The 21,745-nt window shown below is 61.8% G+C and carries 24 protein-coding genes; 22 read left to right on the forward strand and 2 right to left on the reverse strand.

From position 1 onward, the window contains the following. Window positions 1-10: 10 nt before the first annotated feature. The 13 genes from flhF to ACFOZ5_RS06005 all read left to right on the forward strand — a co-directional run bounded on the left by flhF (window position 11) and on the right by ACFOZ5_RS06005 (window position 12,405). The gene (gene flhF / locus ACFOZ5_RS05945; RefSeq protein WP_379886106.1) at window positions 11-1,348 is read left to right on the forward strand and encodes a flagellar biosynthesis protein FlhF; all 1,338 of its coding nucleotides are present in this window, start codon (window positions 11-13) and stop codon (window positions 1,346-1,348) included. A gap of 92 nt (window positions 1,349-1,440) precedes the next feature. Further along, complete coding sequence (locus ACFOZ5_RS05950) at window positions 1,441-2,259, forward strand: MinD/ParA family protein (RefSeq protein ID WP_379886107.1); 819 nt, start codon at window positions 1,441-1,443, stop codon at window positions 2,257-2,259. Window positions 2,260-2,290: 31 nt separating this feature from the next. Beyond that, window positions 2,291-3,040: an RNA polymerase sigma factor FliA gene (locus ACFOZ5_RS05955; RefSeq protein ID WP_379886108.1), complete on the forward strand. Its 750-nt coding sequence runs from the start codon at window positions 2,291-2,293 to the stop codon at window positions 3,038-3,040. Window positions 3,041-3,265: 225 nt separating this feature from the next. Then, on the forward strand, window positions 3,266-3,649 hold the full coding sequence (gene cheY / locus ACFOZ5_RS05960) for a chemotaxis response regulator CheY (RefSeq protein ID WP_379886109.1): 384 nt from the start codon (window positions 3,266-3,268) through the stop codon (window positions 3,647-3,649). A gap of 49 nt (window positions 3,650-3,698) precedes the next feature. Continuing rightward, window positions 3,699-4,481, forward strand: coding sequence for a protein phosphatase CheZ (locus ACFOZ5_RS05965; protein ID WP_379886110.1), 783 nt, complete (start codon window positions 3,699-3,701; stop codon window positions 4,479-4,481). A 13-nt stretch (window positions 4,482-4,494) separates the two neighbouring features. Beyond that, on the forward strand, window positions 4,495-6,660 hold the full coding sequence (locus tag ACFOZ5_RS05970; protein ID WP_379886111.1) for a chemotaxis protein CheA: 2,166 nt from the start codon (window positions 4,495-4,497) through the stop codon (window positions 6,658-6,660). 28 nt (window positions 6,661-6,688) lie between these two features. Then, complete coding sequence (locus ACFOZ5_RS05975) at window positions 6,689-7,831, forward strand: protein-glutamate methylesterase/protein-glutamine glutaminase (RefSeq protein ID WP_379886112.1); 1,143 nt, start codon at window positions 6,689-6,691, stop codon at window positions 7,829-7,831. Next, a complete protein-coding gene (locus ACFOZ5_RS05980) occupies window positions 7,831-8,574 on the forward strand; it encodes a flagellar motor protein (RefSeq protein WP_379886113.1) in 744 nt (247 codons plus the stop codon). Before ACFOZ5_RS05975 ends, ACFOZ5_RS05980 begins: the two co-directional genes overlap by 1 nt. 31 nt (window positions 8,575-8,605) lie before the next feature. After that, window positions 8,606-9,406, forward strand: a complete 801-nt coding sequence (gene motD / locus ACFOZ5_RS05985; protein ID WP_379886114.1) for a flagellar motor protein MotD — start codon at window positions 8,606-8,608, stop codon at window positions 9,404-9,406. A 171-nt stretch (window positions 9,407-9,577) separates the two neighbouring features. Next, complete coding sequence (locus ACFOZ5_RS05990; protein ID WP_379886115.1) at window positions 9,578-10,366, forward strand: ParA family protein; 789 nt, start codon at window positions 9,578-9,580, stop codon at window positions 10,364-10,366. 60 nt (window positions 10,367-10,426) lie between these two features. Further along, the gene (locus ACFOZ5_RS05995) at window positions 10,427-11,239 is read left to right on the forward strand and encodes a chemotaxis protein CheW (RefSeq protein WP_379886116.1); all 813 of its coding nucleotides are present in this window, start codon (window positions 10,427-10,429) and stop codon (window positions 11,237-11,239) included. 189 nt (window positions 11,240-11,428) lie between these two features. Next, window positions 11,429-11,917, forward strand: a complete 489-nt coding sequence (locus ACFOZ5_RS06000; RefSeq protein ID WP_379886117.1) for a chemotaxis protein CheW — start codon at window positions 11,429-11,431, stop codon at window positions 11,915-11,917. Between the two features lie 89 nt (window positions 11,918-12,006). Beyond that, a complete protein-coding gene (locus tag ACFOZ5_RS06005; RefSeq protein ID WP_379886397.1) occupies window positions 12,007-12,405 on the forward strand; it encodes a DUF2802 domain-containing protein in 399 nt (132 codons plus the stop codon). 19 nt (window positions 12,406-12,424) lie between these two features. Here ACFOZ5_RS06005 and ACFOZ5_RS06010 read toward each other — a convergent pair whose 3' ends face one another. Both ACFOZ5_RS06010 and fliK read right to left on the reverse strand, forming a co-directional pair. Further along, a complete protein-coding gene (locus tag ACFOZ5_RS06010; protein ID WP_379886118.1) occupies window positions 12,425-12,733 on the reverse strand; it encodes an EscU/YscU/HrcU family type III secretion system export apparatus switch protein in 309 nt (102 codons plus the stop codon). A 15-nt stretch (window positions 12,734-12,748) separates the two neighbouring features. Further along, window positions 12,749-14,143 carry a flagellar hook-length control protein FliK gene (fliK, locus tag ACFOZ5_RS06015; protein WP_379886119.1) on the reverse strand — a complete coding sequence of 465 codons (1,395 nt, stop codon included), beginning with the start codon at window positions 14,141-14,143 and terminating at the stop codon, window positions 12,749-12,751. A 170-nt stretch (window positions 14,144-14,313) separates the two neighbouring features. Here fliK and ccmA point away from each other — a divergent pair, with 170 nt between their 5' ends. The 9 genes from ccmA (at window position 14,314) to ccmI (ending at window position 21,698) form a co-directional block, all read left to right on the forward strand. Beyond that, window positions 14,314-15,000, forward strand: a complete 687-nt coding sequence (ccmA, locus tag ACFOZ5_RS06020) for a cytochrome c biogenesis heme-transporting ATPase CcmA (protein WP_379886120.1) — start codon at window positions 14,314-14,316, stop codon at window positions 14,998-15,000. 64 nt (window positions 15,001-15,064) lie between these two features. Beyond that, a complete protein-coding gene (gene ccmB / locus ACFOZ5_RS06025; RefSeq protein ID WP_379886398.1) occupies window positions 15,065-15,727 on the forward strand; it encodes a heme exporter protein CcmB in 663 nt (220 codons plus the stop codon). Window positions 15,728-15,763: 36 nt separating this feature from the next. Then, the gene (locus ACFOZ5_RS06030) at window positions 15,764-16,531 is read left to right on the forward strand and encodes a heme ABC transporter permease (RefSeq protein ID WP_379886121.1); all 768 of its coding nucleotides are present in this window, start codon (window positions 15,764-15,766) and stop codon (window positions 16,529-16,531) included. A gap of 3 nt (window positions 16,532-16,534) precedes the next feature. Then, window positions 16,535-16,801, forward strand: coding sequence for a heme exporter protein CcmD (gene ccmD / locus ACFOZ5_RS06035; protein ID WP_379886122.1), 267 nt, complete (start codon window positions 16,535-16,537; stop codon window positions 16,799-16,801). After that, complete coding sequence (gene ccmE / locus ACFOZ5_RS06040; protein ID WP_379886123.1) at window positions 16,798-17,262, forward strand: cytochrome c maturation protein CcmE; 465 nt, start codon at window positions 16,798-16,800, stop codon at window positions 17,260-17,262. Before ccmD ends, ccmE begins: the two co-directional genes overlap by 4 nt. A gap of 42 nt (window positions 17,263-17,304) precedes the next feature. Further along, window positions 17,305-19,341 carry a heme lyase CcmF/NrfE family subunit gene (locus ACFOZ5_RS06045; RefSeq protein WP_379886124.1) on the forward strand — a complete coding sequence of 679 codons (2,037 nt, stop codon included), beginning with the start codon at window positions 17,305-17,307 and terminating at the stop codon, window positions 19,339-19,341. Then, on the forward strand, window positions 19,338-19,871 hold the full coding sequence (locus tag ACFOZ5_RS06050; protein ID WP_379886125.1) for a DsbE family thiol:disulfide interchange protein: 534 nt from the start codon (window positions 19,338-19,340) through the stop codon (window positions 19,869-19,871). The genes ACFOZ5_RS06045 and ACFOZ5_RS06050 overlap by 4 nt, the downstream gene beginning before the upstream one ends. Before the next feature lie 2 nt (window positions 19,872-19,873). Then, complete coding sequence (locus ACFOZ5_RS06055) at window positions 19,874-20,356, forward strand: cytochrome c-type biogenesis protein (protein ID WP_379886126.1); 483 nt, start codon at window positions 19,874-19,876, stop codon at window positions 20,354-20,356. Window positions 20,357-20,396: 40 nt separating this feature from the next. Then, entirely contained in the window at window positions 20,397-21,698 is a 1,302-nt protein-coding gene (ccmI, locus tag ACFOZ5_RS06060) for a c-type cytochrome biogenesis protein CcmI (protein ID WP_379886127.1), read from the forward strand. Window positions 21,699-21,745: the final 47 nt, after the last annotated feature.

A 21,745-nucleotide genomic window follows, 5' to 3' on the forward strand; every position in this document is an offset into this window, starting at 1 on the left:
GTAGAGTCAGATGAAAGTCAAACGGTTCTTTGCGGCAACCATGTCAGCGGCCCTGAAGCAGGTTCGCGAGGCCATGGGCGACGATGCGGTAATTCTGTCCAGCCGGCGGATTGACGGCGGTGTAGAGATTGTCACCGCGCTGGACTACGACGAAAACATGGCGCGCCAGAAACTGGGCGATGCCGCGGCCGAAGCCACCAGTGGCGGGCGCCTGGGGGAGCTGCAGGCGGAACAGCATCGCCGGCTGCAGGAAGAACTTGACCGCTCCCGCAACCGTATTCGGGAGCTGCGCAGCCCGCACCGGGGGCACGACCCGCACCAGCGCTTTGGCAACGGCGACACCCGGCTCGATGTGGACAACCTGCCACCGGTGCCGGAGACCCGTCAGGAATCCGTCGCCGCTCCGTCAGCGGCTGACATCAAGGGCGCCGATGATGAGCTTGCGGTCATGCGGCGTGAGCTTGCCTCCCTGAGGGCGATGATTACCGACAAGGGGCCCTCGGAGCAGACCGACACCACGGCGGAGAAACCGGCCGAGGAAGCGATCGAAGCGGTGCGCAAGCGCCTTGGCGAGCGCCTGGAAGAGTTTGGTCTGAGCCCGCAGCTGGCTGCCACCCTGGCGCGCCAGAGTGGTCGCGGCAAGCTGGAAGACAACTGGAAACGTTCCCTGAGAACCCTGGCGGCCGGCCTCAAAACCGGCAGCGGTGACTGGGCTTCCCGCGGCGGCATCTATGCCCTGGTTGGGCCCACCGGCTCCGGCAAGACCACAACCATCGGCAAGATTGCGGCCCAGTATGTACTGGAACATGGTGCCGATTCACTGGCACTGGTGACCACTGACCGCTATCGTGTGGCTGCACACGAGCAACTGTTTGTGTTCGGTCGTATCCTTAACGTACCGGTGCGGGTGGTCGACGATGCCCACTCCCTGGATGCGGTGCTGGACGAGCTGGCTGGTCGCCACCTGGTGTTGATTGACACCGCCGGGTTATCCGGCGCCGATCCCGGGTGTCAGGAGCAGTTGCGTGAGCTGTCGCAAAGCCGCCACCCGGTGCGTCCACACCTGGTGGTGCCGGCGACAAGCCAGCCGCGCATCATGAAATCCATGTGGCATTGCTATAAAATGGCCAGTCTCGCAGGTTGCATCATGACCAAGCTGGATGAAGCCCTGACCCTGGGTGAAGTACTTGGTTTCGCGCTGGAGACCGCGCTGCCGGTGTCCTGGGTAACGGATGGCCAGAAGATCCCCCAGGATCTGCATCCTGCCAATTCGGCATCGCTGGTTCGTCTGGGCGTTGAGCGCTTGCGCGATGCACGCAAACAGCAGACCATGGCAGAAGGTGCCTGAGGTCCCACTGCCCGGCGCTGACCGGCGTGGTCCCTGGCACTGCAGAACAAGACAGTTAACGACAAGAACCTTGGCGGGAAACAAGAACCTCTATGAGCAGACCACATCCGGTTCAGGTTATCGCAGTCACCGGTGGCAAGGGTGGCGTGGGCAAAAGCAACGTCTCGGTGAATCTCGGGATCGCCCTGTCACAGATGGGCCGCCGTGTTGTCCTGCTGGATGCGGACCTGGGGCTGGCCAACATCGATGTGCTACTTGGCATCACCGCCAGCCACAATCTTTCCGACGTGTTGTCCGGGGAATGCGATCTCCGTGATGTACTGATCAATGGCCCGGGCGGCATCAAGATTGTCCCCGCCTCCTCCGGCACCCAGCGCATGACCCAGCTGTCACCCATGGAGCATGCGGGCCTGATCAACGCCTTCAGCGAGCTGGGTGATCAGATCGACGTGCTGATTGTGGATACCGCTGCCGGCATTTCCGAAGGCGTGGTCAGTTTCCTGCGAGCCTCCCAGGAACTGTTGCTGGTTGTCTGTGACGAACCGACCTCCATCACCGACGCCTACGCCCTGATCAAGCTGATGAACCGCGACTATGGCGTCAACCGCTTCCGTATCCTTGCCAATCAGGTCCGCAACGAACAGGAAGGCAAACATCTGTTCGGTAAACTGACCCGGGTCACCGAGCGCTTCCTGGATGTTGCACTACAATATGTAGGCATGGTTCCTTACGATGAGGCAGTGCGCAAGGCGGTTCAGCGGCAGCGCGCCGTGCTGGACGCCTACCCCAGGGCAAAGGCCTCGCTGGCCATCAAGGCGCTGGCGGAACAGGTCGACAGCTGGCCGCTACCTTCATCCCCCCGGGGGCATCTGGAGTTCTTCGTGGAGCGCCTGGTAAGCACAAACGCCTGATCCAATCCTGTTGTATGGGTTAACCGGATACATGACATTGGCCAGAAGTCTCGGAATCTATCATCAAACCGGTCGGCGCGATGCCCATCAACTGGTGGAGCAGCATGCGCCGCTGGTCAAGAAAATCGCCCTGCACCTGATGGCCCGGCTACCGGACTCGGTACAGCTCGAGGACCTGATGCAGGCTGGCATGATGGGCCTGCTCGAAGCCGCCGCCAAGTACCAGTCGGACCGGGGCGCCTCCTTTGAGACCTATGCCGGCATCCGCATTCGCGGTGCTATTGTCGATGAAATCCGCAAGGGTGACTGGGTACCGCGTTCCGTCCATCGCAATGCCCGCCGGGTGTCCGCCGCCATCAAGATGGTGGAGGACCGGGAAGGTCGGGAAGCCCTGGATCACGAGGTGGCGGACGAGCTGGGAATGACGTTGTCCGCTTACCATGCCTGCCTCAGTGATGCCAATTCCGGACGACTTTTTTCCCTGGATGAACTCAATGAATCCGGAGACCTGCCGATACACGAACAGGAAGCTTCGGATAATCCCCTGGACGAGGTTTCGGGTGCCGCTTTCCGGCGTAATCTGGCAGCCGCCATCGAGGAACTGCCGGAGCGTGAGAAGCTGGTCCTCGGCCTGTATTACCAGGAAGAGCTGAACCTGAAGGAGATTGGCGCGGTACTGGGCGTCAGTGAGAGCCGGGTCAGCCAGATCCACAGCCAGGCCGCGTTGCGGTTGCGGGGGCGCCTTTCAGAATGGCAGGCATCTGACGCCGGAACACAGTAGCGTGCCCCTTAACAGGTTGCTGAACGACTGAGCAAGCTGACGGCACAAGCCGCAGAGCGGAATGTCGCGCGATAACACATTGAAACGGTAAGCAACGCTGAGGCTGCTAGAATGACGCCATCAGCCGGGAAACCGGCGGCGGTAAAGCGGTGTCATCCGTGTTTTCCAGGTCCGTGACGATTCGGGCCCGGCCATTATTCCAGCGACGACCAACTGGAGGTCCCATTGGACAAGAACATGAAAATTCTCATTGTGGACGATTTCTCCACAATGCGGCGGATTATCAAGAACCTGCTGCGTGACCTCGGGTTTACCAATACCGATGAGGCGGATGACGGTAATACGGCGCTGCCCATGCTTCGTTCCGGAAAGTACGACTTTCTGGTGACGGACTGGAACATGCCAGGCATGTCCGGGTTCGATCTCCTCAAGGAAGTTCGCGCCGACGAACAGCTCAAGGACCTGCCGATCCTGATGGTGACTGCGGAAGCCAAGCGCGACCAGATCGTCGCGGCTGCCCAGGCTGGGGTAAACGGTTATGTCGTCAAACCGTTCACGGCCGCTGTACTCAAGGAGAAGATCGAAAAGATCTTCGAGCGTATTGAGTAGAGCGCCAGAAGCGCTTTGAAACCTGAACAGACAGTCTGGATGTGCTCCCATGAGCGAAGACAAACAAAACGGCTCCCACCTGGATCCTGAAACCACCAGCCAGCTGAAAGAGCAGGCCAATGAGTTGGCGAAACAGGTCAATGCCGGTGATTATGCCAGGGCGATGTCCCTGATCAACGACCTGAGCGAAGTGAGGGACCAGAGTCTCTATCGTGAAGTGGGTCGCCTGACGCGCAGCCTTCACGAGGCCATTCGCAATTTCCAGATCCAGCCCCAGAACCCGGAGCAGCAGGAAGCCCTGTCAAAGATGTCCGACGCGTCGGACCGGCTTCAGTACGTGGTGGAAATGACCAGCAATGCCGCCAACCGGACCATGGATCTGGTGGAGGATGCCATGCCCCGGGCCAATGCCATGTGCGAGCAGGCCAAAGCACTACGGGATGACTGGCAGCGCCTGCGCCGGCGGGAAATGGCACCATCCGAGTTCCGTGAACTCTATGTTCGTATTGACCGTTTCTTCGAGAGTCTCTCGGACGATGCGGAAAAAATGTACCACGACCTGTCGGAAATCCTGCTGGCCCAGGACTTCCAGGATCTGACCGGCCAGGTGATCCAGAAGGTGACGGCGCTGGTCAAGGAAGTGGAAGAAAACCTGTTGGGCCTGGTGGTCATGGCCAGCCATGTGGACCAGTTGACCGGAACCGTCCACGACCTGAAGGAAAAGGAAGCCTCAATCAAGGGGGAAGGCCCCCAGATGCGCGCCGCAGAGCGGTCTGACGTTGTGTCCGGACAGGACGACGTTGACGACCTGCTGTCCAGTCTCGGCTTTTAAGTGAGGTGAATGCATGGCATTCGATGCAGATGAAGAAATTCTCCAGGACTTCCTGATTGAGGCGGGCGAAATACTCGAGCAGCTTTCGGAGCAGCTGGTGGACCTGGAACGGCACCCGGACGACAGTGATCTGCTCAATGCCATTTTCCGTGGTTTCCATACCGTCAAGGGCGGCGCCGGCTTCCTGCAGTTGGAGGCACTGGTCAATTGCTGCCATTCCGCGGAGAACGTGTTCGACACCCTGCGCAATCACAAGCGCTCGGTGACGCCGGAACTGATGGATGTGGTGCTTGAGACACTGGATCACGTCAATACCATGTTTGACCAGGTCCGCAACCGTGAAGAGCCGCAGTTTGCGCCAGAGTCCCTTATAGAGACCCTGGATGAGTATGCCCTTCCCGAGGGCGAGGCGCCCGCGAAAGAGGCCGGACCGAAGAGCGATGCCGGTCAGGTGGAGGGCGCCGGCGTGGTGGCCGGAGAGGATCCCGGTGATATCACCGACGAAGAATTTGAACAACTGCTGGACGCCCTGGACGATGGCAAGCAGAGCGGCGACAAGAGCGCGACACCGGGGGATGGCCAGGCCGCCAGCGCAGAAGAAAAAAGCAGTGACAGCGACGACATCAGTGATGACGAATTCGAGGCTCTGCTGGATCAGCTCCATGGCAAGGGCCGTTTCTCCGGTGAGGTAGCCGCCACGGACGTGCCAGACCCCGACAGCAATGAGGGCAAGGCTGAATCCGACAGCAAGGACGACAAGTCAGGCGGTGGTGACAGTGACCTGATCACCGACGACGAGTTCGAACAGCTGTTGGATGAGCTCCACGGCAAGGGCAAGAAGCCGGCCCCGTCGTCGGCGCCTGAGGCCGCCGACAAGCCTGCGGATAAAAAGCCGGAGCCGGAAAAGAAACCTGAGCCCGCGCCGAAAAAGCCAGAACCTGCGCCGAAAAAGGCGGACCAGGCGGCCAGGGCGGAAGCCAGCAAGCCTTCAGCACCCGCCCGGGAAAACCAGCCCCCGGCCGAGACCTCGGTACGGGTGGACACCAAGCGCCTGGACGACATCATGAATATGGTGGGCGAGCTGGTGCTGGTGCGTAATCGCCTGCAGCGCCTCGGTAATGAAAGCGAAGACAGCGAGATGCACAAGGCGGTGTCCAACCTCGACGTAGTGACCACCGATCTCCAGTCGGCTGTCATGGCCACCCGCATGCAGCCCATCAAGAAGGTGTTTGGCCGTTTCCCGCGGGTGGTTCGTGACCTGGCCCGTAACCTGAAGAAGGAAATCGGCCTGGTCATGCACGGCGAGGACACAGACCTGGACAAGAACCTGGTGGAAGCCCTGGCGGATCCGCTGGTGCATCTGGTGCGCAACTCCGTGGACCATGGTATCGAAGCGCCGGACATCCGCGAGAAGGCTGGCAAGCCCCGGCAGGGTACGGTGACCCTGTCCGCCGAGCAGGAGGGGGATCATATCCTGCTGTCCATTGAGGACGACGGTGGCGGTATGGATCCGAACAAGCTGCGTCAGAAAGCCGTCGACAAGGGCATCTATGATCAGGATGCTGCCGATCGGCTCACCGAAACCGAATGCTACAACCTGATCTTTGCCGCCGGCTTCTCCACCAAGGACCAGATTTCCGACGTGTCCGGCCGCGGCGTCGGCATGGATGTGGTCAAGACCAAGATCGGCCAGCTCAATGGCCAGATCGAAGTCCGGTCCAAGCTGGGCCAGGGTACCTCCATCCGTATCAAGGTGCCGCTGACACTGGCGATCATGCCGACCCTGATGATCCAGCTGGGCCATCAGTCGTTCGCGCTGCCGCTGGTGAACGTGGTGGAGATCTTCCACCTGGATCTGAGCAAGAAGAACATTGTCGACGGTCGCGAGTGCATCGTGGTGCGGGACAAGGTGTTCCCACTGTTCCATATCAAGCGCTGGCTGGTGCCATCGGATACCGGTACCGCAGAGCCCGACAATGCCCATGTGGTCATCGTGGCCATGGGCACCAAACAGGTCGGTTTTGTGGTGGATCAACTGGTTGGCCAGGAAGAGGTGGTCATCAAGCCCCTCGGCCGGGCCCTGCAGGGCACCCCGGGTATGGCGGGTGCCACTATTACTGGCGACGGGCGCATCGCACTGATCATTGATGTGCCCAGTCTGCTGCACCATTACGGCTGATGGTGCGGAACACCAATAGGGGGAGTGAATGACGGTTTCTGTCCTGGTCGTTGATGATTCCGGTTTTTTCCGCAAGCGACTGACGGAAATCCTCAATGCGTCCGGCAATATCCGTGTTGTGGGCGCCGCCAGTAATGGCAAGGAGGGGGTGGAGCTGGCGGAAAAGCTGCGGCCGGACGTGATCACCATGGACTACGAAATGCCGGTGATGAATGGCATTGCGGCGGTCAAGGAAATCATGAAGCGCTGCCCGGCCCCGGTGCTCATGTTCTCCTCGCTGACCTACGAAGGCGCCCGGGTCACCCTGGACGCGCTGGAGGCCGGTGCCGTCGACTTCCTGCCCAAGAACTTCGAGGACATTGCCCGTGACGGGTCGGAATTGCAGCGTATCCTCCGTGAGCGGATCCTGGATGTTGCCCGTAGCCGGCCCGGGGCTGGTCGTGGCGGCGCAGCCCCGGTTGCGGATCCGCGCCCGTCGCCAACCCCGCCAGAACGGCACCCACCTGCCCGGGAAGCGCGATCCCGACAGCCGGAAAGCCGCCCCTTGCGGCCCCAACCGGAAGCCCCGGCAAGGCCTTCGCGACGCCGCACATCCGCACGCCATTACGATGTGGTGGGCATTGGCACCTCCACCGGCGGACCCATTGCCCTGCAAAAAGTCCTGGTGGACCTGCCTGCCAATTTTCCCGCGCCGCTGGTACTGGTGCAGCACATGCCGGGCAGCTTCACCCCGGCCTTCGCCGAGCGCCTCAACAAGCTGTGTCGTATTCAGGTACGCCAGGCTGAGGACGGTGACCTGCTGCGCCCAGGCCTGGCGTTGCTGGCCCCTGGCGGCAAACAGATGATGGTGGAGAACCGCGGGGGGCAGGGGCGTATACGCATCCTGCCCGGTGATGAGAGGCTCAACTACAGGCCCAGTGTGGACGTCACCTTCGGTTCACTGGCCCGCAGTTTTCCGGGCAAAACCCTGGGTATCATCCTGACCGGCATGGGCGCCGACGGCAAGGAAGGCTGCCGGCTGATGAAACAGTCAGGTTCGGTTATCTGGTCCCAGGATGAGAAAACCTCGGTGATCTATGGTATGCCCATGGCCGTTGCCAGCGCCGGCCTGAGCGACGAAGTGCTCCCCCTGGATGAGGTCGGCCCGCGCCTGGTTGAAGGGGTGAGCTGATGGATATCCTCAGCCTGCTGGGCATTATCCTGGCCTTCGCCGCTTTGCTGGGCGGCAACCTGCTGGAGGGTGGCAGCCTGGCGTCCCTGTTCAATCTCCCGGCGGGTTTGATTGTGGTGGGGGGGACCCTTGCCGCCACTATGCTGCAGACTTCCGGAGGGCTGCTCCGCCGGGCCTTCAGCCAGTCCCGCTGGGTGCTGTTCCCGCCGTATATCGGACTCGACGAAGGTATTGGCAAGGTCATGGACTGGAGCGTCAGGGCCCGCAAGCAGGGCCTGCTCGGCCTGGAGGCGATTGCCGAGAAAGAGTCCGAAGCCTTTGCCCGTAAGGGGTTGCAGTTGCTGGTGGACGGTGCCGAGCCGGAAACCATCCGCAGTGTGATGGAGGTGGAACTGGAATCCCGCGAGCAACGGGACCTGGATGCCGCACAGGTATTTGAGGCCATGGGGGGCTATTCACCCACCATCGGCATTATCGGGGCGGTGATGGGGCTGATCCAGGTCATGACCAACCTGACCGATCCGTCCACGCTGGGTGCCGGCATTGCCACCGCGTTCGTGGCGACCATTTACGGCGTGGCGCTGGCAAACCTGCTGTTCTTCCCCGTTGCCAACAAGATGCGGGAAATTGTCCGTCGGCGTAGTCGCTACGAGGACATGATGATTGATGGCATCATCGCCATTGCGGACGGAGAGAATCCACGCTCCATCGAGATGCGTCTGCGGGGCTTCGTGCAGACCTGAGCAGGCGGCAATCCGATCGGGGGAGGTGATCATGAGGCGTCGATCAAGAAGGGCTGAGGTGGCCCACAATCAGGAACGCTGGCTGATTTCCTACGCGGATTTCATCACCCTGCTGTTCGGCTTTTTCGTGGTGATGTATTCGGTATCGTCGGTGAACGAGGGCAAGTACAAGGTACTGTCCGAGACCCTGACGGGTGTGTTCAACGCGCCCCAGCGGGCAATCCAGCCCATTCCGGTGGGAAGCGAGTCCGGTTTGCCATCCCCGGTGGACGATGATGCCGTCATTCCTCCGCCGGTTGCCCCGCAACCCGCCCCGGAGCCGTCCACTACCGTCAGGGAACAGGGCCAGCGCAGCGAAGCCTTGCGCAGTATGGCCAACCAGTTTGCCCTTGAGTTCGACAGCCTGATCAACCAGGACGTGGTCAACCTGCAGGTGAGCGACCAGTGGATCGAGCTGAGCATGCGTGACAGCCTCCTGTTTGGCAGCGGCCAGGCGGAGCCTCACTATGATGCTTTTCCGATCATGGATCGTATCGCCGATATCATCAGCGGTACCGACAACGCCATTCGGGTTGAGGGTTTCACCGACAACCGGCCCATTCGCACCGGGCGCTTTCCATCCAACTGGGAACTGTCGGCGGCCCGGGCGTCGGCGGTGGTTCGCATGCTGGCCACGGAAGGGGTCGCCCCCTCGCGGATGGCGGCAATAGGGTACGGCGCCTACCAGCCGGTGGCCCGTAACGACACCGAGGAGGGGCGCCGCCGAAATCGCCGTGTGGTGCTGCTGATCTCCCGGGATGCCGCTATCCGGGGCGCGGTGCGTTCCCGCTGACCGTGGGCTGGCACGAAATCTGAATAGCTCGTCTGTATCGCCGGACAACAGTAACGCAGCGGCAATTTGCTGCCGTTACGGAGGGTTGCCGGTGCCTCAAGTTCCAGTCAGGGATGCCGTTAAACCAGTGCGAAAATCGCGGGTCAGTGTGCCATACCGGGAGAGTCATCAGTGCGGATCTGGGCAGTAGCGAATCAGAAAGGCGGGGTGGGCAAGACCACCACCGTAGTCACCCTTGGCGGCCTGCTGGCGGAACAGGGTCACCGGGTATTGCTGGTGGATCTGGACCCCCATGGGTCGCTGACCAGCTGGTTTGGTCTGGACCCTGACCGCCTTGCCCACAGTGTGTTCGACCTGTTCCAGCATCAGGGCAAGGTGCCCGAGGGCCTGCCCGCGCAGCTGGTGACGGACACCGGCTGCGAGGGGCTTTCACTGTTGCCGGCCAGCACTGCCCTGGCGACACTGGAACGCAAGATGGTGGGTGTCGAGGGCATGGGGCTGATCATCTCCCGGGCCCTGGCCCAGCTCTGGGATGATTTCGACTACGTACTGCTGGATAACACGCCATCCCTGGGTGTGTTGATGGTCAATGCGCTGGCGGCCGCCCAGCACCTGATCGTGCCCGTGCAGACGGAGTTCCTGGCGCTCAAGGGGCTTGAGCGCATGCTGCATACGCTGGAGATGATCGTGCGGTCCCAGAAGAATCAGCTGGCCTACACCATCGTGCCGACATTGTACGACAAGCGTACCCAGGCCTCCGTGGGCAGCCTCAACCAGCTGCGCAAGATGTACCCCAACGACCTCTGGCGCTTCATGATACCGGTGGATACCCGTTTCCGGGACGCCAGCCAGATGGGCAGGGTGCCGTCACAACTGGATCCGGACACCCAGGGTGTGCGGGCCTACCGGCGCCTGTTGCAGGACCTGACGGAAGGGACCGTGTCATGGGCGGACAACTGATGACCACAGTCCCCGGCGTCGGATTTCTGACAGGTGCCGGAAACCGGTCGCGGAGGCGCCATGGTATCTGACCGGAAATCCAAAACCAGCCTGGCGGATCCGTCTGCTGCCCTTGTCAGCTACCTGGATGATTTGCTTCATACCGCCACATCGACTTCCATCGACACTGACGAGGAGCAGGATGCCCCGGACCTGGCGGCGCCTGCGGAGCCCGATGTCAGGGCTCTGGCGGATGAGGCGCTGGCGCCAGACCTGCCCAGCGAGGAGCCGGAAATGCCCCGGGCAGCGGACGTTGCCGAGCCGGAGCAGACCGTCGAGCCGGTCCCGGTGGCCGTGGATCAGGCCAGGGCTGAAACCACCGCAATCCCCGACGTGGAGCCGCCGGCCCCCGCAGAACCCGAGGGCAACCCCGCATGGGCTGACCGGCCGTTCGAGTGCCTGATTTTCAAGGTGGCGGGTCTGCAGCTGGCGGTACCGCTGGTGCTGCTGGGTGCGATCCATCGTATCGATGGCAAAATCAAACCCATTCCCGGGCGTCCGCCCTGGTACATGGGCATGCTGCTGGACCGCAACCAGAAGCTCAAGGTGGTTGATTCCGCCGAGTGGATCATGTCGGGACGGGTGCCGGACGGCGCCCGGGAAGGCTATCGCTTTGTGATCCGGCTGGATGACAGTGACTGGGCCCTGGCCTGCGACGAAGTGGCCGAGTCCTTCACCCTGAACCCGGACCAGGTGCGCTGGCGAACCTCCCGCAGCAAGCGCCCCTGGCTGGCCGGCACCGTGGTCAAGCACATGTGTGCGCTGATCGATGTGGGCGCCATGGCCGCCTTGCTGGCACGCGCGGAGCGGGAACACCATCTGGAGCTGGAATAATCGGCTGTCGGCCTGATTTTCCCCTCAAGTTCTTGCGTGACTCAGCCGATACTCAATAGAGCGGTTACCAAATGAAACCGAGCCACTCTGGCACGGTTTGTGCCCCTGATTATAGTATGGGGCACTGACGATGGTTTTTTGACATCAGGCTGTCCCGTTAGCGGATAGCCTGCGAGGAGACAAGGCAATATGGCATCCGATAGCGGACAACAGGGTCAGGCCCAGAACGACAAGGTCCTTCAGTACGTCACTTTCCGTCTTGACGAGGAGACCTACGGTATCGATGTGATGCAGATCCAGGAAGTGCTGCGTTACACCGAGATTGCCCCGGTTCCCGGTGCACCGGACTATGTCCTGGGCATCATTAACCTGCGGGGCAATGTGGTCACGGTGATCGACACCCGCCGCCGGTTTGGTCTGGCGGACGCGGAAGTTACCGACGCCACCCGTATCGTGGTGATGGAGTCCGACAGCCAGGTGATGGGTATCCTGGTGGATTCCGTGGCAGAGGTGGTGTACCTGAAGGCCAGTGAGATCGAAACCGCACCCAATGTGGGGAACGAGGAAAGCGCCAAGTTCATCCAGGGTGTATGCAACAAGAATGGCGAACTGATCATTCTTGTTGAATTCGACAAGATGCTGAATGATCACGAGTGGGCGGAGTTGGCTGCCCTCTGACCTGAACTCAGGGGCTTCCCGGAGAGCGGGGTAAGGGTGGGCCAGTTGCCGGCCGGTCGTGATCACCACTAACCGAGGACCGAGTGATGATGACCACCGACTGGACCCAACTGGCCCCCTGGGCCCTGACTGTTATTGCCTTTGTCCTGCTGGCCTGCCAGGGGGTGATTAACAGCCGCCGTATCGCCAGGGTGCACCGCCAATTGCGTGAGAACAGCGAGAACCTGGTGCGGGAACTGAATGCCACCGCCAGCGGCAGCGCCGGTGTTGGTAACCGGGTCATCACCTGTGAACGCCAGCTCCATGAGCTGCGTTCCCTGTTCGATGAAATGCGTCAGAATGATCCGCTGCGGGTGTCCTACGATGAAGCGTCCCGCCTGGTGGGCCTGGGCGCAGACATTGATGACCTGATGAATACCTGCGGCATATCCCGCCCCGAGGCGGAACTGGTGTCGGCGTTGCGTCGCCGCCAGCAGCGGGCTGCCTGAGTGGGTGTGGTGCCTCCTCTCAGGCGTCCGGGGTCTCGTTTCCGCCGGCGTCCTGTGGTGTCCTGCCCTGCAGGTGGAAAGCAAAGGCCAGAATCTCCGCGATGACCCGGTAGAGGGTTTCCGGAATCTCCTCATCAAGGTCCAGTCGCGCGAGGATGCCGGCCAGTTCGGCATTCTCGTAAAGGGGCACCTCGTGTTCCCGGGCGATACGAATAATCTCTTCTGCCACTTCGTCCAGCCCGCTGGCGGCCACCGTGGGCGCTCTCTTGCCGTCATATTTCAGGGCGACGGCCGTCTCCCGGCCACCGCCTGACTTTGGTTCAGCCATAGCGGTTACTCCTGTTCATGCCCGGGTATCCAGCAGCCGATGTTCCAGGCGGGTGGCTGCGGTGGGCGGCTGGCCCCGGCGACACTCCAGTTCCGACACTTCCAGCCCCAGATCGGTCAGCCGGGACCGTAAATCCCCCAACGCCTGATTGACCTGCCGGGCCGTATCCTGCCGCTCTGCCCAGACCCTGGCGGACAGGGCCTTCTGCCGCAGGGCCACATCAAAGTAGACCTTGCCCGCCTCGTCCAGATCCATGGCCAGGTTCAGGCGCCACTCGGCCACGCCGGCTCGTCGTGCCCCGGGTGGTTTTTCCTCCCGTTCCCGTTTGTCGTAGTCGATGCGTAACTGGGCGGTTTTCACCTCTCCGCCGGGTGCCATCCAGGGCAGGTCGGTTACCAGTGTATTGACCTGAGGGGCGCCTTCGGGGCCGCTGCGGGTGGTCAGTAGCTGGCTGTGTAGCTGGTTGACGGTAATACGGTTCAGCATCCCTGCCAGCAGGCGCAGCATCTGGCCGGGAGATGCCGGCTCCCGGCCACCTTCGGGGTTGCCCAGGGGCATGGTGGTGGGCGCCGGAAACTGCAGTGGAGCCGTAACCAGTTCGTTGCTGGGCAGTGGTGTGAAACGGGTGAACTGGTCGGCCCCCAGGTTCTGGTGCTGTAGCAGCGTCAGGGCCAGCCGGCCAAGGGCAAGCTTCAGGTCCGTGGGGGCAGCCTCCAGGGTGCCCCGGGCCAGGCGTGCTTCGGTCAGCACGCCACTGTTGGCCAGCCATTGGCGGACGCCATCGACATCAAGCCCGGGTTTGGCGGCGGAGGCCAACCCCGCCAGTGGTGACGATGACCCCTGGGCCGACGCCGGTGTCTGAAGCGGCCGGAAGGTGAGCCCGCCGGTTTCGGGTGAGGCCTGGGGCAGCAAGCGGGCAATGCTATGTAACGCCTCCCTCACCGTGGTGGGCAGCGGCTGGGTCGCCCCGGGCTGGCTGGTCGGTCCCGGTGGCGCCCTGAATCCGGCAGACAGGGCGTTCAGCAACTGGCTAAGACCGCTGTCCAGATGCTGCTGCCAGGGCAGGTGACGGATCAGGGCCTGCCCCAGACGGGTTTCCGCGGTTGGCGGTAGCTTGTCCAGCAGGGTCAAGGACTGGCCCTCGCGCATGATGCGTAACAGGTCACCGGCCTTGAGTTCAGGGCCATCCGCGGGCAGGCTGACGGTGAGCTTCTGGCCACGGACCTCGAGCACGGCCTGCTGCAGCCCCCGTTCCGACAGTAACTCGGCGACCCGGGCCACCACGGCCTGCCGGTTTTCCAGCTGCAGGCTCTGTAATTGCCGCAACGGATCCGGGCGGCCTGTGTCAACGCTGATTGCGGGCCGGTTGGGTGGTTGTGGGCTGATCGAGTTACCGTCGGGTAATTTCATGGGTTTTGTGCAACAGGACTCGTCGTTTTGATGTCAGGCAAGAGTAATCAATGGCCTGTTTCGTTATAATAGCGTCCGCTTCGGGGCTTCACCTGAAGCCTGCCGGTTGTACCGGTTTAACGTACTTTTCGGGGCGGCCGTGCCCGCCCCCCTGGCAACCCGGGACCCCGATGACTGAGCCGCTACAACAGGCCGATCACTTGCTCAAGGTACAGAGCCTGGAATGTGAACGGGACGACCGGGTGCTGTTTCGTGACCTGAGCTTCTCCATAGTGCCGGGTACGCTGACCCGTGTCGAGGGTCCCAATGGCTCGGGCAAGACCACTCTGTTGCGCATTCTGGCCGGTCTCAACGACAACTGGAGCGGCCAGATCTATTGGTGTGGGCAGCCCCGGCACAAACAGTGGGACTCGGTGCATCGCAACATCCTCTATCTTGGCCATCGTCCGGGCATCAAGGGTGTGCTGACGCCCATGGAAAATCTGCAGGCACTGGTGGCAGGCCGGCAGTCGGTCAGCCGCGACGTATTGTCCCGGGCGCTGGCCCAGGTGGGGCTGGGCCCGTGGGAGAATCAGCCCTGCGAACACCTGTCGGCCGGCCAGAAGCGGCGGGTGGCGCTGGCGCGATTGCTGTTTGCCGACGAGCCGCTGTGGTTGCTGGATGAGGCGTTTACGGCCCTGGATGTGGACGCCGTAGCGGCGGTGGAGCAGTTGCTGGCGGGTCGGGTCCGCGACGGCGGCGCCGTGGTGATGACCACGCATCATCAGCCGGCGCTGGATAATATGCAGCGTATCCGGCTGGGTCACGGGATGGCGGAGAGCAGCCATAACCCGGCGGGGGAGGTGGCCCATGGGTAGCAGGCAGCCCCTGACCGTGCCGGTGCTGGATCCTGTTACCACCTCCCCGGGGGTGTGGCGCGCCATGGTGGCGGTCATGCGCCGTGACCTGCGTCTCAGCGTCCGCCAGAAACAGGATCTGATGAACCCGTTGCTGTTCTTTGTCATGGTGGTCGCGCTATTTCCGTTGGGGGTGAGCCCCGAATCGTCGTTCCTCCGGGAGGCTGGCGCCGGTATTCTCTGGGTCGGCGCGCTGCTGGCCACGATGCTTTCTCTGGACCACCTGTTCCGGTTCGACTTCGAGGACGGAACCCTGGAGCAGACGGCGTTGCAGCCGCAACCCCTGTTCCTGCTGGTGCTGGCGAAAACCCTTGCCCACTGGCTGGTAACCGGTCTGCCGTTGGTGATACTGACGCCGTTGCTGGGGTTGATGTTGTACCTGGAAGGGAACTCTGTCGCCGTTTTGTGTCTAACGCTGCTGATTGGCACACCGGTGCTGAGTCTGATCGGGTCGGTCGGCGCGGCATTGACCGTGGGTCTGCGGGCCGGTGGGGTGCTCTTGTCCCTGCTGGTGATCCCTTTGTATATTCCGGTGCTCATATTTGGCACCGGAACCGTGATGGCTGCCAGCAGTGGAGCCGACGTCTCCGGGCATCTGGCGTTGATGGCCGCCATGTTGGTACTGGCCCTGGTGCTGGCGCCACTGGCCGCGGCGGCGGCCCTGAAGATCAGTTTATCGGCGTCGTAGGCGACGCCACCGTTTTGAATCAGGGGAACTTACCCGATGTGGCAATTCTTTCACAAACTGGGGTCACCGAAGTGGTTCTACGGCATTGCCGGGCGCTTCATGCCGTGGTTGCTGACCGCAGGCCTGTTGCTGACGCTGGGCGGTATCGCCTGGGGGCTGGCGTTTGCCCCCCAGGATTATCTGCAGGGCAATAGCTACCGCATCATCTTCATCCACGTACCCACCGCTTTCCTGGCCCAGTCGATCTATATGATGGTTGCGGTTGCCGGCGTGATTACCCTGGTCTGGAAAATGAAACTGGCGGATGTGTTTGTCCGCTCGGTGGCGCCGGTAGGGGTTGTGCTGACCCTGCTGGCACTGTTTACCGGGGCGGTCTGGGGCAAGCCGACCTGGGGGGCCTACTGGGTCTGGGATGCGCGGCTGACGTCCATGCTGATCCTGTTATTCCTGTACATGGGTATTATCGGGCTGGGTTTTGCCTATTCCGATGAGAAGACCGCAGCCCGTTCGGTGGCGGTACTGGCCATTGTCGGGGTGGTGAACATTCCCATCATCAAGTATTCCGTGGAGTGGTGGAACACGCTGCACCAGCCCGCCACCTTCAAGATAACCGCCAAGCCCACCATGCCCCCCGAAATGTGGGTGCCACTGCTGCTGGTGGTGCTGGGAACCTATCTGCTGTTCGGCTGGATCGCCTGTTACCGCATGCAGACCGAGATTCTTCGCCGTGAGCGTCGTACCCGCTGGGTACGAGAGCTGGTGCAGGCTGGCGGCCAGTCCCGATTGACATCCGGAGGAGCCTGAACCATGGCCTTCGACTCTTTAAGCGCATTTATCCATATGGAGGGCCATGGCCCCTATGTCTGGACATGCTACGGTGGGTTCTTTCTGTTACTGGGGTTGCTGGCCTGGTACTCCGTTCTGGAGCGCCGTCAGGTGGTGCGGGCCCAGCGCTTCCAGCACCAGCTCAATGCCACCCGGGAAAGCGAGAACCTTGCCTGGGGCCGGACATCAGGCGGGGCCAGTTTCCAGCGAATCCAATCTTCCCACAATGAGTCAGCCAGTAAGCCATGAATCCTGCACGTAAACGTAAGCTCACCATTATCCTGTTTCTCCTGGCCGGCTTGTCGGTTGCCGTCGGGTTGACCACTTATGCCTTCCGCCAGAACATCAACCTGTTCTACGACCCGACCCAGATTGCCGAGGGCGAAGCCCCCATCGATGTGCGGATCCGCGCCGGTGGTATGGTGGAAGACGGCTCCGTGGTGCGGGACCCCGACAGCCTGAAGGTGGAGTTCCGGGTGACCGACTTCAGCTCTGCTGTCACGGTCCGGTACGAAGGTATCCTGCCGGATCTGTTCGCGGAAGGGCAGGGCGTGGTGGCCACCGGCCAACTGAACGAGGATCGTATCTTCGTGGCGGAACAGGTGCTGGCGAAGCACGACGAACAGTACATTCCGCCGGAGGTCAGCAGGGCCCTGGAGAGGTCGAAGGCCCGGGCCGCTGAAGAGGGCCGGGCGATGCCCGAGTACTGATCCGTAGGCAACACTCAAGAAACTCCTGACAGAGAGAACGACATGTTTCCGGAAATTGGACAAGTCACCCTGATCATTGCTTTGCTGCTCTCGGTGTTGCTGTCAGTGGTCCCGCTGTATGGCTCACTGACCGCCCGCGACAGCCTTCAGGCCTTTGCCAGGCCATTGGCGGCAGGGCAGTTCGTGTTCATTGCGATTGCCTTTGGCATCCTCACCCGGGCATTCCTGCACGATGATTTTTCGGTGGCCTACGTGGCCAACAACAGCAACAGCCTGATGCCCTGGTACTACAAATTCAGCGCGGTGTGGGGCGGCCATGAGGGGTCGCTGCTGCTGTGGATCCTGATGCTCAGTGGCTGGACTCTGGCGGTCGCCACCTTCAGCCGCCGGCTGCCCTCGGTGATGGTTTCCCAGGTGCTGTCGGTCATGGGCATGGTGGCCATTGGCTTCCTGCTGTTTATCCTGATGACGTCCAATCCGTTTGACCGGATTCTGCCAAATGTCCCGGCAGACGGCGCTGACCTTAATCCGCTGCTGCAGGACTTCGGCCTGATTATTCATCCGCCCATGCTGTATATGGGGTACGTGGGTTTCTCGGTGGCCTTTGCCTTTGCCGTTGCGGCCCTGATCAATGGCCGTCTGGATGCCGCCTGGGCCCGTTGGTCAAGGCCCTGGACCAGTGTGGCCTGGGGCTTCCTGACGATCGGTATTGCCCTGGGTAGCTGGTGGGCCTACTACGAGCTTGGCTGGGGTGGCTGGTGGTTCTGGGACCCGGTGGAAAACGCGTCCCTGCTGCCCTGGATTTCCGGTACCGCCCTGATGCATTCGCTGGCGGTCACCGAGAAGCGTGGTGCATTCAAGAGCTGGACGGTGCTGCTGGCCATCCTCACCTTTGCCCTGAGTCTGCTGGGCGCCTTCCTGGTCCGGTCCGGGGTGATCACCTCGGTGCACTCTTTCGCCTCCGACCCGACCCGTGGTGCGTTCCTGCTGGGGCTGCTGGCGGTGTCCGTGGTTGCCAGCCTGACCCTGTACGCTTTCCGCGCACCAGTGGTGCACACCCGCGCGAAGTTCGGCCCGCTGTCCCGGGAAGTGTTCCTGCTGCTGAACAATGTGCTGCTGATGGCCGCCATGTTACTGGTGCTGGTTGGTACCATCTTTCCGCTTATTGCGGACTACTTCGAACTGGGCGACATCTCCATCGGTGAGCCTTTCTTCAACCTGACCTTCAGCCCCATTGCGGTGGCGGTTGGTATCCTTCTGGGTGCGGGTATTGTCTCCCGCTGGAAGAAGACCGATGAGGGTTATCTGGCCCGCAAGCTGGTATTGCCTTCCATTGGCAGTGTGCTGATTGCCGTGACGGTGGTGCTGTCCATGGGGACCTTTGATTCCCCGGGAATCGTCGGCTTCTGGGACGACCTCCAGCTGTGGGCCTTCTTCGGAGTGCTCTCGGCGTCCTGGTGTACCCTGGCAACCCTGCAGGACGTCTGGAACAAGTCGTCCTCCCGTCATGGCCGGCTGCACGGCCTGCGCCGCCAGTCCCGCAGCTTCTACGGTATGGTGTTCGGCCACCTGGGGCTGGCGATGGTGATCGCCGGTGCCACCGTGGTCAACAACTTCGGTATTGAACGCAATGTCCGCATGGGGCCGGGTGACGTGGCCCAGGTGGGTGATTACCAATTCATGTTTGCCTCGGTGGGCGAGCGGGAAGGGCCCAACTTTACGGCCCTGGTCTCACGCTTTGATATCAGCCGCGATGGTGAGCCGGTGGCCACGCTGTATCCGGAACGTCGTCGTTACAAGGTCCAGCGGAATATGATGACCGAGGCCGGTATCGATGGTGGCTTCCTGCGGGACATCTTCGTGGCGGTGGCTGAACCGGTGGACACCAATGCCTGGGCAGTGCGGCTGCAGTACAAGCCCCTGGTGCGCTGGACCTGGCTGGGCGCCATGCTGATGGCGTTTGGTGGCTTCCTGGCGGTTTCCGACCGCCGTTACCGGATCCGCGACACAGCCACCGAACGTAAAAAGGCGTCCACCGCTCCGGTATCCGATGGCCGTCCGGCGGAGGCCGGCGCATGAAGCGGGCGCTGATGTTTCTGCCGGTACTGGTTGCGGTCGCCTTTGGCATTTTCCTGTATGCAGGGCTGGGGAAGAATCCGCAGGAGCTGGACTCGGCCCTGATCGGCAAACCGGTGCCCGCCTTCGAGTTGAGAGACCTGAAGAATCCCGACCGTGCCCTGACGCCGGAAGTGTTTCGCGGCCAGGTGTCACTGCTCAACGTCTGGGGCACCTGGTGCCCGGCCTGCCGGGACGAACACGAGGACCTGATGTGGCTGGCTGAGGAGAAGGGCGTTGCCGTCATTGGCCTCAACTACAAGGACAATCGTAACGCCGCCCTGCGCTGGCTGCAGGACCTTGGCGATCCCTATCAACTAACCCTGTTTGACCCCCAGGGCACCCTGGGTTTCGACCTTGGTGTTTACGGCGCGCCCGAGACCTACGTTGTCGACAAGCAGGGGATCGTACGTTACCGCCATGTTGGTGTGGTGAACCCCAAGGTCTGGGAAGAAGACCTGGAGCCCATCGTCCTTAAGTATCAGGAGGAATGACCATGAGGTTGCTGTTGATCACCCTGATGCTCGCGCTGACGGCGCCCCACACGCTGGCACAATCTGATAGTGGCGATGGCAGGGATATGTACCCGCTGGAAACGTCCGACCAGCGCGAGCAGTTCCGGGAGCTGCTGAACGAGCTTCGATGCCCCAAGTGCCAGAACCAGAACATCGCCGATTCCGATGCCCCCATTGCCGAGGACATGCGCAATGAGGTTTACCGCATGGTTAAGGAAGGCGCCGACGAGCAGACCGTTGTTGACGCCATGATCGAACGTTTCGGTGAATTCGTGCACTACAAGCCGGCCTTTGATGCCCGTACGGCGCTGCTCTGGCTGTTGCCGTTGATTGTGATTGCGGTGGGCCTGGTTGTGGTAGTGACCATCGTGCGTCGCTCTGGCCGTGAAGACGACGGCACACCGGAACTGACCGAGGAACAGCGCCGCAAGGCGGAAGAGCTGCTTCGGCAGCAGTCTTCCTGAGGGCGGTATACCCCATTTCGAATTCAACTGAACGAGCTTTATGACCAATACTTTCTGGATTATCACGGCGGTCCTTGTCGGACTGGCGCTTCTTTTCATCCTCTACCCGCTGGTGTTTGGTCGCCCAGAGCGTCGCATCAACGACGATATCCGCAACCAGAACCTGCTGGCATACCGCACCCGGCTCACCGAACTGGAAGAAGAGTTCCAACAGGGGACTATCGACGAGGAGAACTTCCGCATGCTCCGGGACGAGCTGGCCGGGGCCATGCTGGATGACGTGGGCGAGGAGCAGGCGCCGAAAGAAGTCAGGGCGGAAGACCTGCGCATGGATCATCGTCGTCGCAGTACCTGGGCCGTGGTGGCGCTGGCGGCGGTGTTATTGCCAGCGGGCGTGGTGCTGCTTTATCAGGAGTGGGGTGCACTGGCGAAGGTGGAGCAGTACCAGGCCATGCAGAATATCGAGCAGAGTGAAGGCGGTGATCGTCTGGCCCAGATGGAGCAACTGACCTCACAGCTCCGCGAACGTCTGGAGGCCCAACCGGACAATCCGGACGGATGGGCGATGCTGGGTCGCAGTTTCATGCGTATGGAGCGGTACCCGGAAGCCGCGAGGGCATTCGAGCAGCTGGCGGGCGTGGTGGACCAGGACAATGCCAGGGCGGTGGCCTGGGGCCTGTCCGCCCAGGCGTGGTTCTTTGACAGCCAGGGGGCGCTGACCGACGAGGTCACCAACGCCATGGATCGTGCCCGGGAACTCAACCCGAACGAAGTGAACACCCTGGGGCTGCTGGGTATCCATGCGTTTGAGCGGGAAAATTTTGAGGAAGCGATCCGCCACTGGGAAAAGATTATCGAGGTGGCGCCGGACCATCCGCAGATTGCCTCCATCCGTGAAGGTGTGGCGCAGGCTTACCAACGCCTGGGCCGGGAGGTACCGGAAACCGCCGAGCCCCGGACGTCCGCCGCCGGCGAAAACGTTTCTGACCGGGGGGTGAATGTACGGGTGGAACTTGACGACTCGTTTGCTGGTGAAGTGTCACCAGATACGACCCTGTTTGTCTATGCCCGCACACCCAATTCGCAGACCGCCCCCCTGGCGGTCGCCAGGCTGACAGCTGGAGATCTGCCGGTAGATCTGAGGCTGGACGACAGTATGGCCATGGCACCGCAGTTCCGGATTTCCGGCGCCGATGAGGTGGTGTTGGCAGCCCGAATCAGCCCCTCCGGTGGGGCCAGACCCCAACCCGGAGATTACCAGGGTATTCGTGAAGAGCCGGTGCCCGTGGTCAGTGGCGACAGCGAGCCGGTGGTTCTGACCATCGACGAACAGCTGCGTTAATTCTGGCTGGTACGTTATACCGACCTGGTTCCCCGTACCCCGAGCGC

This window comes from Marinobacter lacisalsi, from assembly GCF_042651045.1.
GTDB lineage: Bacteria > Pseudomonadota > Gammaproteobacteria > Pseudomonadales > Oleiphilaceae > Marinobacter > Marinobacter lacisalsi.

Coding starts and splice junctions, on each gene's coding strand:
- flhF (WP_379886106.1), top strand. CDS start 11: ATGAAAGTCAAACGGTTCTTTGCGGCAACCATGTCAGCGGCCCTGAAG.
- ACFOZ5_RS05950 (WP_379886107.1), top strand. CDS start 1,441: ATGAGCAGACCACATCCGGTTCAGGTTATCGCAGTCACCGGTGGCAAG.
- ACFOZ5_RS05955 (WP_379886108.1), top strand. CDS start 2,291: ATGACATTGGCCAGAAGTCTCGGAATCTATCATCAAACCGGTCGGCGC.
- ACFOZ5_RS05965 (WP_379886110.1), top strand. CDS start 3,699: ATGAGCGAAGACAAACAAAACGGCTCCCACCTGGATCCTGAAACCACC.
- ACFOZ5_RS05970 (WP_379886111.1), top strand. CDS start 4,495: ATGGCATTCGATGCAGATGAAGAAATTCTCCAGGACTTCCTGATTGAG.
- ACFOZ5_RS05975 (WP_379886112.1), top strand. CDS start 6,689: ATGACGGTTTCTGTCCTGGTCGTTGATGATTCCGGTTTTTTCCGCAAG.
- ACFOZ5_RS05980 (WP_379886113.1), top strand. CDS start 7,831: ATGGATATCCTCAGCCTGCTGGGCATTATCCTGGCCTTCGCCGCTTTG.
- motD (WP_379886114.1), top strand. CDS start 8,606: ATGAGGCGTCGATCAAGAAGGGCTGAGGTGGCCCACAATCAGGAACGC.
- ACFOZ5_RS05995 (WP_379886116.1), top strand. CDS start 10,427: ATGGTATCTGACCGGAAATCCAAAACCAGCCTGGCGGATCCGTCTGCT.
- ACFOZ5_RS06000 (WP_379886117.1), top strand. CDS start 11,429: ATGGCATCCGATAGCGGACAACAGGGTCAGGCCCAGAACGACAAGGTC.
- ACFOZ5_RS06005 (WP_379886397.1), top strand. CDS start 12,007: ATGACCACCGACTGGACCCAACTGGCCCCCTGGGCCCTGACTGTTATT.
- ACFOZ5_RS06010 (WP_379886118.1), bottom strand. CDS start 12,733: ATGGCTGAACCAAAGTCAGGCGGTGGCCGGGAGACGGCCGTCGCCCTG.
- fliK (WP_379886119.1), bottom strand. CDS start 14,143: ATGAAATTACCCGACGGTAACTCGATCAGCCCACAACCACCCAACCGG.
- ccmA (WP_379886120.1), top strand. CDS start 14,314: ATGACTGAGCCGCTACAACAGGCCGATCACTTGCTCAAGGTACAGAGC.
- ccmB (WP_379886398.1), top strand. CDS start 15,065: ATGGTGGCGGTCATGCGCCGTGACCTGCGTCTCAGCGTCCGCCAGAAA.
- ACFOZ5_RS06030 (WP_379886121.1), top strand. CDS start 15,764: ATGTGGCAATTCTTTCACAAACTGGGGTCACCGAAGTGGTTCTACGGC.
- ccmD (WP_379886122.1), top strand. CDS start 16,535: ATGGCCTTCGACTCTTTAAGCGCATTTATCCATATGGAGGGCCATGGC.
- ccmE (WP_379886123.1), top strand. CDS start 16,798: ATGAATCCTGCACGTAAACGTAAGCTCACCATTATCCTGTTTCTCCTG.
- ACFOZ5_RS06045 (WP_379886124.1), top strand. CDS start 17,305: ATGTTTCCGGAAATTGGACAAGTCACCCTGATCATTGCTTTGCTGCTC.
- ACFOZ5_RS06050 (WP_379886125.1), top strand. CDS start 19,338: ATGAAGCGGGCGCTGATGTTTCTGCCGGTACTGGTTGCGGTCGCCTTT.
- ACFOZ5_RS06055 (WP_379886126.1), top strand. CDS start 19,874: ATGAGGTTGCTGTTGATCACCCTGATGCTCGCGCTGACGGCGCCCCAC.
- ccmI (WP_379886127.1), top strand. CDS start 20,397: ATGACCAATACTTTCTGGATTATCACGGCGGTCCTTGTCGGACTGGCG.